Here is an 11,864-nt window from a genome sequence, read left to right as displayed (position 1 = left end):
AATAGTTATTGTTTCAGCCTGAAGGGCGCGGATTATTGCAGATGAATCCTTTCGCATCAACGATTGATAATCATTATCATTTCAGTTTTATGATCTTGATCGGATTGGTTTTTCTTGAGAGAAGAGTCACTCGCCGAGGGGAATACGTTTTCGTATGACTCTGTCTGGGAGATAAGGGGGAGGAGCGCCACCGGGAACCCGTGGCAATAAAAAGCCCGCCGAGAGGGCGGGCTGATGGGACTGGTCGGCCGAGCTAGGGGGCGCGATAGAAGCGGTTGAGCTCGTTCATCACCTGGATCATGGCCCCCATGTCCGGGGTGGCGTGCTGGATGTGGCGATAGCTGTCCCAGTCGCGCAGCTCGAAGTCACCCTGGCGGTTGAACTCTGTGATGGTCTTGCCCTGATAGATGGCAAAATCCTGCTGGTTGCCCGCCAGCAGCCAGTTGCGCTGGCCCGGCTCGAACAGGGTGCGACCGCTGCTGTAGTCCCGTTCAGGGTTGCGCACCCCCAGCATATTGGGCATCAGGGTCGGCACCAGATCCATGTGGCTGGTCCCTTCCGCTATGGTGGCGGCGGCCTTGCCGGGCCAGGCCAGCACCAGGGGCACCTGCACCTGGTAGCGGGAGTAGTTGGTGCCCGAGCCCCAGCTGTTGCGCTCAGTGTCGTTGAACTCCTGGCCGTGGTTGGCGGTGACGACCACTATGGTCTCATCGCCGAGGCCCTGCTGTTGCAGCTGGTTCAGCATCTGCTCGATCTGCTGGTCGGCATAGAAGACGGCGTTCTTGTAGCGGTTCTCCAGCTTCTGGCGGTTCTCCGGGCGATAGGCGGTGGCCGGGTTGAACCGGGTCAGTTCGGGCTGGAAGGGGCCCTTGACGCCGGCAGGCACCTGATAATCCCCCGGGCCCGACAGATAGACCAGGGAGAACCAGGGCCTGTCGCTCGGGCGCTGGGCCAGCCACTGCTGCCAGTCTGCCACCAGTTTGCCGTCATCTTGCTGCCGTGACACGAACACCTGTTTGCGCAGCCCGGCGAGTATGCTCTGGCGGTACTTCTCGGCCTCATCAAGGGAGCCAAACAGGCCGAATTCGTAATCCTGACGCAGCATCTCGTCCAGCAGCACAGGTGGGGTCTTGTCCAGGCGAATGTCGTTGTAGTAGTGGCCGGGCAGCCCATAGAAGAGGCTGAACATGCCCATCACATCGTCGTTGCCGCCGCTCAGGTGATGGCGGAAATTGAGGTGCTGATCCGCATAACGTTGCAGATTGGGCATGTTGATGTTGTTGAGCATGTCATAGCGCAGGGAGTCCACCACCACGATCAGCAGATTCTGATGGGTGGTGGGGGCGCTGACGCTCAGGGGGCGCAGCGGGTAGCGCAAGCGGCTGTCACCATCGCCGTCCTGGGATTCGGCCTTCTTCTCGTACTGATCCAGATCCAGCCAGCCATGCTTGGCCAGGAAGCTCTTGGCCGTCATGGGGTAGGAGAGGGGGAAGTTCGCCTTCTGCATGGTGATGGGCTGATACAGGGTGGCGTCGGCCCAGCTGTTGACCACATGGGTGAGGATGAAGCAGGCGAGCAGGGCCAGCCCCACATGGTTGCCGTACTGACGGCGTTTGCGCTTGTTGATCTTGCGCCACACATAGGCCGACAGCAGCAGTTGCAGCAGGAAGATAGTGGGCACGGCGACGAAGATGATGCTCCAGATAGAGCCCTCTTCGGTCTGTGCCTGTTCCAGCAGCAGTTGCCACACCTGGCCGTTCAAGTGGAACTTGAACAGCCGGAACACCTGGGTGTCGATGAGCAGCAGCACCAGGGCCAGGGTGGCCACCACGGCGGAGACGAAGCGCAGCAGCTTCTCCCTGGGCAGCACGAAGCTCAAGGGGAAGATGGTCAGCAGATAGGTGACGAAACTCAGGAAGGAGAAGTGACCAATCCAGCTGATGATGAGGTAGACGACCCCGAGGGTGGTCGATGGCCAGCCGATGGCGCCCAGATAACGGGTGGCGATCAGCATGGCCAGTATGATGTTGAAGAAGGAGAACCAATGCCCCCAGGTGATCAGGCGAGAAACGTTATCACGATAGGGGTTGCCGGTTTCGACCATAGTGATCCATCTACTTGAAAAACATCAAAGAATGCGAAGAAACTCAATGGGCATCGTGGCGATGATCCACCGAGGCGGTGAGCGCCTGGATGAACTTTTCGGTGATTGCCTGACGCTGGGCCGGGGCCATGCCATTGATGATGTTGGTGGTCAGGTTGCCGAGCACCATCAGACTGAGATCCACCGGCGCCTTGTGCTTTTCCAGGGCGGTGATCAGGTCGTTCATCAGGGCGTCAAATTGCGCGTTATTGTACTTTGATACGATGGGCATAATCTTGGGTTCATCTCGGTTCAAAGCGCCTTATAATACTTCACCCTTTCGGCTAACACTATGGCTTTGTGACATGAGTCTCGATATCGACAAGATCATTCTTCACTCCCTGCGCCAGGCGGGCGATGGTCAACCCCACGCCGACACCCGCAGCCAGACGCTGGTCCCCGACGAGGCGGTGCAGGGGCTGATGGCAGAGCTGCATCGCATCTACAACGGCAAGGGTGGCAAGGGGTTCGGTTTCTTTGCCGATCCAGAGGCGGCCGTTGCCGAGCTGGCGGACGGTGAGGAGGCGCCCAAGCAACCCTCACCCGCCTTTCGCATCGCCCTCGAGCAACTGCTCGGCGAGCAGATGGAGTTCGTTCCATTCTCGGTCAACATGACCCAGCTGCTGGTGAAGAATCTGGTGGAGCATGCCCTCGACGAGCAAGGGGTATTGCTGTTTGCCAAATACAACTACGTCGGGGTCGATTACCTGATGATTGCCCTGCTGGAGGGCAAGGAGAGCGTGACCGTGAGCGAGGCGCTCGAGCTCAGCCATATTCAATATCTCGACATCGGCAAGCTTAATCTGGTGGCCCGCATCGATTTGACCGAATGGCAAACCCAGCCCGACTCTCGCCGTTATATCACCTTCAGCAAGGGGCGGGTCGGACGCAAGCTCGGAGATTTCTTCCTCGATGTATTGGGGGCCCGGGAAGGCATGGATGCCAAGCTGCAAAATAAAGGCCTGCTGCAGGCGGTGGACGATTATTGCGACAGCCAGCAGCTGGAGGCGGCCGAGCGCAATGATTACAAGAAGCAGGTCTTCAAATATTGCAGCGAGCAGGCCAGCGCCGGCGAGGAGATAGAAATTCGCGAATTGTCCGCCGAATTACCGGGGGACAATGATCTCGATTTCTACAGCTTCATCGGCAAGGAGTATGAACTGGAGGATCGCTTCCCGGCGGACCGCTCCACCCTGCGTGGCCTCACCAAGTTTGTCGGCTCCGGCGGCGGCCTGACCCTGAGCTTCGAGCAGAAGCTATTGAACAGCCGGGTCTTCTACGATCCCCAGACCGATACCCTGACCATCAGGGGGGTGCCGCCCAACCTCAAGGATCAGCTCACCCGCTCCTCGTAATGTGATCCGCCCCTGATTTTTGCCAAAAAGGCACCCGGCTTGGCCCGGGTGCCTTTTTATTTTGCCTGGGGAGACGGCAAGAAACCGGGTAGGTGCTTTAGTTAGCAAATTAAACAGGGAAGTAGCGTTGAAAGGGTTTTCATCCCAATGAAAACCCTTTCAATTATGTAATTTTGTTTCAGTAAGGTAACTGGTTTACCTTATTGGTAAGCGAATATGGCCATAAAATGCGGTAACTACCTGAAACAAGAAAATGTTTTCAGAACTTTTTGGAAAGAAATACGTAATTGCATTTCAAAAATGCGAGTTGCGTCATGTGAGGCAATTGAGCTTTGGGATAATATTAATTCCGCACACAATGCTCTTGCAGCACGGTACAACAACAAGGACAAGGCTCATGAAAAAGACATTACTCTCTTCTCTGATCGGTTTGGCTACCCTGGGTGTGGCTTGCTCTGCTACCGCAGCCATCGATGAAGGCCAGCTGACCATCTGGATCAACGGCGACAAGGGCTATAACGGCCTGGCCGAAGTAGGCAAGAAATTTGAAGCCGAGACCGGCATCAAGGTGACCGTGGCTCACCCGGACCAGGTCGAAGTGAAATTCCAGCAAGCGGCCGCCACCGGCAACGGTCCGGACATCTTCTTCTGGGCCCATGACCGTTACGGTGAGTGGGTCAAGTCCGGCCTGCTGGTGCCCGTCACCCCCAATGCCGACGAGAAGGCCAAATTCGAACAGTTCGCCTGGGATGCCATGTCCGTCGATGGCAAGACCTACGGTTACCCGGTTGCCGTCGAAGCCGTGAGCCTGATCTACAACAAAGACCTGCTGCCCGAGCCGCCCAAGACCTTCGAAGAGATCGCCAAGATCGACGAAGCCCTGAAGAAAGACGGCAAGCGCGCCATCATGTGGGCCTATGACACCCCCTATTTCAGCTATCCGCTGGTGGCTGCCAACGGCGGCTACGCCTTCAAGAAGACCGCCACCGGTTATGACGTGAAAGACACTGGCGTCAACAACGCGGGTGCCAAGGCGGGCGTGGGCTACATCGCCGACATGATCAAGTCCGGTCACCTGGAGAAGGGCATCGACTACGGCGTCATGGATGCCAAGTTCAACAAGGGTGAAGTGGCCATGATGATCAACGGCCCCTGGGCCTGGAGCAACCTGGACAAGAGCGGCATCAAGTATGGCGTCGCCCCGCTGCCGACCCTGAATGGCAAGCCGGCCAAGGCCTTCGTCGGCGTGCTGGGTGCCACCATCAACGCCGCCAGCCCGAACAAGGATCTGGCCATCGAATTCCTGGAAAACTACCTGCTGACCGACAAGGGTCTGGGTGCGGTGAATGCGGACAAGCCCCTGGGCGCCGTGGCACTCAAGTCCTTCCAGAAGACCCTGGAATCCGATGCCAACATCAAGGCGACCATGATGAACGCGCAAAATGGCGAACCGATGCCGTCCGTGCCCGAGATGAGCCGTTTCTGGTCTTCCTTTGAAACAGCCCTCAAGAACGTCACCTCAGGTCGTCAGGGCGTTGATGAAGCCCTGGATACCGCTGCCAAGCGTATCGTTCAGTAAGCATGTACCAGGGAGGCCCTCGGGCCTCCCCTCTCTCCTCCCCTTGGCGTAATAAGGTTGAATGGCATGGAAGTAGTACCTTCTTCTATAGAATCCAATGCCGGTCCCGATAACAAGCACACCTGGCTTAAGTGGACCATGGCGGCGCTGATTGCCGTGCTCAACGGCTATGCGGCCGTGATGATGTATGCCAGCGGCGAATGGGTGTTTGCCCTGCTCGATCTGCTGGTGGTCTCCGTTGGCCTCTATGTATTCATGAACAAGAAGACCTATGCCCATCGCTACATCTTTCCCGGTGTGGCAGGCATGGTGGTCTTCATCATCTTCCCGCTGGCCTACACCATAGGCATAGCGTTTACCAACTATTCAGGCGCGAACCTGCTCTCGGTCGAGCAGGCGCGTAATTACCATCTCAAGAAGAGCTACAAGGTCGCCGGCGGCGAGTTTGATTTCACCCTGCTCAAGGGGGAGAACAACCAGTATCAACTGCTGCTCACCCAGGATGGTCGCAGCTTCGTCAGCCCCTCCCTGGCGCTGATGGACAACCAGAATCGCATCCAGGCCGAGCGTCAGGCGAATGTGATCGATACCGATCAGCAGGTCACCCTGGTGCCCCTCGAGGGAGAGCCGGCCTTCCAGCCTGCCCCCATTCGCGAGATCATCGCCCACCGCACCCACCTCTCCGAGCTGGATCTGGTGCTGCCCGAGGGGGGCGTCCAGCTCACCATGAGCAGCCTGCGCAAGTTTGCGGCGCAAAAACCGCTCTACACCCAGCTGACGGACGGTGTGGTGCTGAAATCCGGGGTGATGATCAAGGAGAGCAACCTGCTGCGGGACAACCAGCGCAACGAGCTGATGATGCCCAATCCCGAGACCGGTTTTTACCAGTACATCGACGAGCAGGGTCAGTTTGTCGGCAAGAGCGTGGCTCCGGGCTTCGTGGTGGCCGTCGGTTGGAAGAACTTCACCCGCATCCTCACCGATCCGGGTATCCAGGGGCCCTTCTTCCAGATCTTCGTCTGGACCGTCGTCTTCTCCACCTGTTCCGTGCTGTTTACCCTGGCCATCGGCATGGTCGTCGCCTGCCTGGTACAGTGGGAGCAGCTCAGGGGGCGGGGCTTCTACCGGGTCATGCTGATCCTGCCCTACGCCATCCCGGCCTTTATCTCCATCCTGGTGTTCAAGGGCCTGTTCAACCAGAACTTCGGTGAGATCAACCTCTTCCTGGAAGCGGCGTTCGGCATCAAGCCGGACTGGTACACCAACCCCTTCCTGGCCAAGGTGATGATCCTCATCGTCAACACCTGGCTCGGCTACCCCTACATGATGATCCTCTGCATGGGGCTGCTCAAGGCCATCCCGGACGATCTCTATGAGGCGTCCGCCATGGACGGCGCCGGCCCGGTCCAGAACTTCTTCAAGATCACGGTGCCGCTGCTGATGAAGCCGCTCACACCGCTGTTGATTGCATCCTTTGCCTTCAACTTCAACAACTTCGTGCTTATCCAGTTGTTGACCAACGGGGCGCCGGACATCATAGGGGCCAGTACCCCGGCCGGGACCACGGATCTGCTGGTGAGCTACACCTACCGGATCGCGTTCCAGGGTTCAGGTGGCCAGGACTACGGTCTGGCCAGCGCCATCGCCACCGCCATCTTCCTGATTGTCGGGGCCCTGGCACTGCTCAACCTCAAGCTTTCCAAAGCTGATCAACTGTAAGGGGCGGTCAATGGCTATCGTACAACCCAAGTCTGTCAAATACCGGGTGTGGGCCACCCACCTGGTGATGTGGTGCTTCCTGGCGTTGATCATCTTCCCGTTGATCATGGTTATCGCCATCTCGTTTCGTAACGGCAACTTCTCGGTGGGGGAGATCATCCCCACCAATCCGACCCTGGATCACTGGAAGCTGGCGCTCGGCATGACCATCACCAACGCCGATGGCAGCGTCACGCCGCCACCGTTCCCGGTGCTGACCTGGCTGTGGAACTCCATCAAGGTGGCCGGGGTCACGGCGCTGATGATAGTGGTACTCTCCACCACCTGTGCCTACGCCTTCGCTCGCCTGCGCTTTCGTGGCAAGCAAACCATCCTGAAAGGCATGCTGATCTTCCAGATGTTCCCGGCCGTGCTGGCCCTGGTGGCCATCTATGCGCTGTTCAACAAGATAGGGGAGTACATTCCCTGGCTTGGCCTCAACACCCACGGTGGCCTGATCCTGGCCTACATGGGGGGCATAGCGCTGCACGTGTGGACCATCAAGGGCTACTTCGAGACCATCGACTCTTCCCTGGAAGAGGCGGCGGCCATCGATGGCGCCACCCCGTGGCAGGCATTCAGGTTGATCCTGCTGCCCCTGTCGGTGCCCATCCTGGCGGTGGTCTTCATCCTCTCCTTCATCGGCGCCATCACAGAGGTGCCCATGGCCTCCATCCTGCTGCAGGATGTGGACAATCTGACCCTGGCGGTCGGGGCCCAGCAATACCTCTATCCCCAGAACTACCTGTGGGGTGACTTTGCCGCGGCCGCCGTGCTGTCCGGTCTGCCCATCACCCTGGTGTTCCTGCTGGCTCAGCGCTGGCTGGTCGGCGGTCTGACCGCTGGCGGTGTGAAAGGTTAAATGGCGTCAAAGGTTAAGGTTTATGGCCGGGGGAGCCGACTCCCCCCGCCGTCACGATTTGCAAAGATTCAAGAGCGGAGCTCGTCATGGCTGAAGTAGTACTCAACAACGTTCGCAAGAATTACGATCCGGCGGTTCACAAGGACACGCTGCGCAACATCAACCTCTCCATCAAGGAAGGGGAGTTCATCGTCTTCGTCGGCCCGTCCGGCTGTGGCAAGTCCACCCTGCTGCGGATGATCGCGGGTCTGGAAGACATCACCAGCGGCGAGCTGACCATAGGCGGCCGCTACATGAACGACGTGCCGCCGGTGGAGCGCAACGTCGGCATGGTGTTCCAGTCCTACGCCCTCTATCCCCACATGAACATCTACGAGAACATGGCCTTTGGTCTCAAGCTCAAGAAGATGGGCAAAGACGACATCCACAAGCGGGTGATGCGCGCCGCCGAGATCCTCGGCCTCGAGCCCCTGCTCGAGCGCAAGCCCAAGGCCCTCTCCGGCGGCCAGCGCCAGCGGGTGGCCATCGGCCGCAGCATAGTCCAGCAGCCCCAGGTGTTCCTGTTCGATGAACCCCTGTCCAACCTGGACGCCGCCCTGCGGGTCAAGATGCGCATTGAGATCGCCAAGCTGCACAAGGAGCTCAACTCCACCATCATCTACGTGACCCACGATCAGATAGAGGCGATGACCCTGGCGGACAAGATAGTGGTGCTGAGCCCCCTCAAGGGAGAGGCGACCAGCAACCTGGAGCAGTTTGGCGCCCCGCTCGACCTCTACCACAACCCGGACAACAAGTTCGTGGCCGGTTTCATCGGCTCCCCCAAGATGAACTTCCTCTCCGGCGAGCTGGCGGAGATAGGTGAGCAGGAGTGCCTGATCACCCTGGCGTCCGGAGATCGGGTACGCGCCCGGGTCGATGCCCGGCGCGGCGCGGTCGGCGACAAGGTGGAGCTGGGGGTGCGCCCCGAACATCTGGTGACCCTGGATCATCCCCATGCCCACAGCAAGGTGACGGGTCAGGTGCAGGTGGCCGAACACCTGGGGGCCGAATCCTTCGTCTACATGGAGGTCGAGGGCCAGGACTTCACCGTCAAGGCCAATGCGGATATCGATGTGGAGGCGGGTCAAGCATACAGCGTCGGCATCCCGGCCGAGGCCTGCTACCTGTTCGATGCCAAGGAGCAGGCATTCCCCCGTACCGCCAAGTACATTCGCGGCTGATCACGCCGTGCCTTGTTGATTGTCATTCAATGCCTTTTGCCGGCCCCCTGGGCCGGCTTTTTATTGGCGGCGAGGCCAGGGAGAGGGGGTCGCCAGGGCCCTGCGCCAGTGATGGCCCTGGCTAGGCTTTGCCCTTGCCCGCGCCGCCCTTGCCGCTGGCGACTCTCGTCTTGCGCTCCCCGCTCTGCCTGCCTTGGGACTCAGGGTCCTGGCTGGCCTTTCTGCTGCGCAGGCGCCTGGCGACATCCGGCACCAGGGTCTGCATGGCGAGGGCGGGGCGCTCATAGCCCTGGTTGTCGATGGGGGGCAGGGTGACGGGGGCGTACTCGATGGCCTGATAGGGGATCTGGCCGAGCAGATGGCTGATGCAGTTGATGCGGGCGCTGCGCTTGTCGTCGGCCTCGACCACGAACCAGGGGCTGTCCGTGGTATCCGTGTAGATGAACATGTCGTCCTTGGCCCGGGAGTATTCGGCCCAGCGCGAGCGGGACTCCAGATCCATGGGGCTGAACTTCCAGCGTTTGATGGGGGTGTTGATCCGGTCGAGGAAGCGCTTCTCCTGCTCTTCATCCGATACCGAGAACCAGTACTTGAGCAGGGTGATGCCGGCGCGGGTCAGCATGCGCTCGAACTCGGGACAGGCCCGCAGAAACTCGCGATACTCGTCATCGCTGCAAAATCCCATGACCCGCTCGACCCCGGCCCGGTTGTACCAGGAGCGATCGAACAGCACCATCTCGCCGGCGGCGGGCAGGTGGGCGGCGTAGCGCTGGAAGTACCACTGGGTGCGCTCCCGGTCCGAGGGGGCGGGCAGGGCGGTGACCCTGACCACCCGCGGGTTGAGGGGCTCGGTGATCGCCTTGATGACGCCCCCCTTGCCGGCGGCATCCCGCCCCTCGAACAGCACCACCACCTTGAGCCCCTCCTGCTTGACCCACTCCTGCAACTTGACCAGTTCGGCCTGCAGGGGCAGCAGCGCCTCCTCGTAGGCCTGCTTGCCCAGCCTGTGTCCCTTGTCCTTGCTCATGTGTCTCTCCTCGTTGACCTCTTGCCAGCTTGCCCCACTCGGCCACCCTGTGCCAGGGCCATATGGTAAACTTGGCTCCACATCAGGGGCGCGGCGCCATGACGGTGGCCACGCCAGATCCGCTTGTTCGAGGACATCATGAGACAGTTTGTGGAAATTGACGCCAGCCCGCTCGCCTATCTGGATGAGGGACGAGGACCGGCCATCCTGTTTGGCCATGGTTATCTGATGGATGCCGAGGTGTGGCGTCCCCAGCTGGAGGCGCTCAAGGGGCGCTATCGCTGCATCGTGCCGGAGCTGTGGGGGCATGGCCAGTCTGGCCCCCTGCCCGCCGCCAATGGCAACCTGACCGACCTGGCCGGCCAGATGCTGGCGCTGATGGACAGGCTGGGCATAGAGGAGTTCGTGCTGGTGGGCCAGGGGCTGGGGGGCTGCTGGGGCGTCGAGTTGGCGAAGCTGGCGCCGGCGCGGCTGCGGGGCCTGGTGCTGCTCAACTGCTTCGTCGGCTGGGAGCCTCAGGTGAGCGGGACCCGCTACCAGGGCTGGTTCGATGAGATGGCCGCGGCGCGGCGAGTGCCGAGCGCCATCGCCGCCGAATGGACCGGCCGCTATCTGGCCCATCAACCGGCCCCCCTGTTGCAGCAGGCCATGATGACGCGGCTCGACCAGTGGCCGGTGGATCGCATCGACTCCCTGGTGCGACTGGGGCGTCACTGGGTGGGGCGAGAGGATCGCATCGAATGGCTGCAGTATCTCTCCCAGCCGAGCCTGATCATCATGGGGTGCGAGGACGGGATGCACCCGGTGCTGGAGGGCTATCTGATGGCCGAGGAGCTGGGTTGCCCCCTCAGGGAGATCCCCGGGGCCGGTCATCTGGCGAGCCTGGAGCGGCCGGAGGCGGTCACGGCGGCGCTCGAGGCCTTCCTCGCCGTGCTGTGAACAGGCGTTAACCTGGCCCGACACGACAACAGGCCCGCATCATGCGGGCCTGTTGTCGTTGCCAAGCGCCGGCTGGTGCGGGCTTACCAGATATAGCCCAGCCCGACCCCGGCATAGAGCTCGCCGCCATGTTGCACCAGGGGGCTGTCGGCCACGTCGTCATCATAGCGTTCGTAGTTGATGCCAAAGCCGCCGATCCAGTTGGGGCTGAAACGGTAACTGCCGATGATGGAGGCCATGGGGGAGAGGGTGGTCCCTGTGTTCCACTGCTCCCGATCCGGCGCCACCTCATCGTCCGAGACACCGCCGAAATAGTAGTTGGCCAGATTGTGACTGCGCAGCATCAGGCCGGCCCCCGGCATGAGCAGCAGCCTGCCGCGCACTATGGGGAAGTTGGCCCAGGCCATCACCTCCTGGCCCTTGCTGTTGCCCGTGACATCGCTGGTGGCTCTCAAGGTCAGCAGGGCATAGGGGGTGACGAGATCGGCACCGAATCCGGCCTCCAGCTGGCCTTTGCGTTTGTGGATGCCATCGAAGAAGGGGTCATCATCCGGATCCAGGTTGCCAAAGCGCACGCGGCCGAAGCCATAGGTGGACAGATCGCCGTCCCGGGAGAGGTAATAGCGGGCCCTGTCCCCCAGATACATCAGGTTGTCACCAAAATAGAGGGCCCCCGGGATGGGCAGCAAGGTGTCATCCTGGTGCTGATAGCGCGCCTGGCCGGCGATGAAGGCGCCGCCCAGCACCAGTCCCTTTGGGATGGGGCTGGCCGGGCTGTCGCTGGCGAAGACGCTGAGGGCCCCCAGGTCGATATCGGCCAGTGCGGGGGTGGCCAGCAGCAGGGCCAACAGGCTGACAAGGGAGGTGGGGCGCCGCGTGCGGACAGAGGGCATGGAGAAATTCCTTGTGATCCATGGACAAGGGGGGCTCGGTCAGACCGAGCCCGGGTGGATGCTGCCAGTGAAGCCTGTTTTGGCG

The 11,864-nt window shown here is 60.6% G+C and carries 9 protein-coding genes and 1 pseudogene; 6 read left to right on the top strand and 4 right to left on the bottom strand.

All coding sequences use genetic code 11. From position 1 onward, the window contains the following. Window positions 1-253 precede the first annotated feature (253 nt). Together ACLHZ1_RS09395 and ACLHZ1_RS09390 are read right to left on the bottom strand one after the other, a co-directional pair. Window positions 254-2,104 carry a DUF3413 domain-containing protein gene (locus tag ACLHZ1_RS09395; protein ID WP_427261865.1) on the bottom strand — a complete coding sequence of 617 codons (1,851 nt, stop codon included), beginning with the start codon at window positions 2,102-2,104 and terminating at the stop codon, window positions 254-256. A 43-nt stretch (window positions 2,105-2,147) separates the two neighbouring features. After that, the gene (locus ACLHZ1_RS09390; protein WP_408796910.1) at window positions 2,148-2,375 is read right to left on the bottom strand and encodes a DUF1414 domain-containing protein; all 228 of its coding nucleotides are present in this window, start codon (window positions 2,373-2,375) and stop codon (window positions 2,148-2,150) included. 73 nt (window positions 2,376-2,448) lie between these two features. Here ACLHZ1_RS09390 and yejK point away from each other — a divergent pair, with 73 nt between their 5' ends. The 5 genes from yejK (at window position 2,449) to ACLHZ1_RS09365 (ending at window position 8,920) form a co-directional block, all read left to right on the top strand. Continuing rightward, a complete protein-coding gene (gene yejK, locus ACLHZ1_RS09385; RefSeq protein WP_427261864.1) occupies window positions 2,449-3,498 on the top strand; it encodes a nucleoid-associated protein YejK in 1,050 nt (349 codons plus the stop codon). Between the two features lie 397 nt (window positions 3,499-3,895). Beyond that, window positions 3,896-5,077: a maltose/maltodextrin ABC transporter substrate-binding protein MalE gene (malE, locus tag ACLHZ1_RS09380; RefSeq protein WP_427261863.1), complete on the top strand. Its 1,182-nt coding sequence runs from the start codon at window positions 3,896-3,898 to the stop codon at window positions 5,075-5,077. Window positions 5,078-5,143: 66 nt separating this feature from the next. Next, window positions 5,144-6,796 (top strand): maltose ABC transporter permease MalF, encoded by a 1,653-nt coding sequence (gene malF / locus ACLHZ1_RS09375; RefSeq protein WP_427261862.1) that lies wholly within the window; start codon window positions 5,144-5,146, stop codon window positions 6,794-6,796. Between the two features lie 10 nt (window positions 6,797-6,806). Further along, entirely contained in the window at window positions 6,807-7,697 is an 891-nt protein-coding gene (malG, locus tag ACLHZ1_RS09370) for a maltose ABC transporter permease MalG (protein ID WP_427261861.1), read from the top strand. Between the two features lie 86 nt (window positions 7,698-7,783). Next, on the top strand, window positions 7,784-8,920 hold the full coding sequence (locus tag ACLHZ1_RS09365; RefSeq protein ID WP_427261860.1) for an ABC transporter ATP-binding protein: 1,137 nt from the start codon (window positions 7,784-7,786) through the stop codon (window positions 8,918-8,920). A gap of 223 nt (window positions 8,921-9,143) precedes the next feature. Here the strand turns inward: ACLHZ1_RS09365 and ppk2 are convergent. Further along, a pseudogene (gene ppk2, locus ACLHZ1_RS09360) lies at window positions 9,144-9,947 on the bottom strand (polyphosphate kinase 2); the annotation flags it as partial. A gap of 138 nt (window positions 9,948-10,085) precedes the next feature. Here ppk2 and ACLHZ1_RS09355 point away from each other — a divergent pair. Beyond that, complete coding sequence (locus ACLHZ1_RS09355; RefSeq protein ID WP_427261859.1) at window positions 10,086-10,886, top strand: alpha/beta fold hydrolase; 801 nt, start codon at window positions 10,086-10,088, stop codon at window positions 10,884-10,886. Window positions 10,887-10,969: 83 nt separating this feature from the next. Here ACLHZ1_RS09355 and ACLHZ1_RS09350 read toward each other — a convergent pair whose 3' ends face one another. Then, window positions 10,970-11,779 carry a MipA/OmpV family protein gene (locus ACLHZ1_RS09350; RefSeq protein WP_427261858.1) on the bottom strand — a complete coding sequence of 270 codons (810 nt, stop codon included), beginning with the start codon at window positions 11,777-11,779 and terminating at the stop codon, window positions 10,970-10,972. Window positions 11,780-11,864: the final 85 nt, after the last annotated feature.

Origin of the sequence: Aeromonas sobria (genome assembly GCF_050266975.1) — a bacterium.
In the GTDB taxonomy this organism is placed as follows: Bacteria; Pseudomonadota; Gammaproteobacteria; order Enterobacterales; family Aeromonadaceae; genus Aeromonas; species Aeromonas sobria_B.
This window is presented reverse-complemented; position numbering and strand designations above follow the sequence as displayed.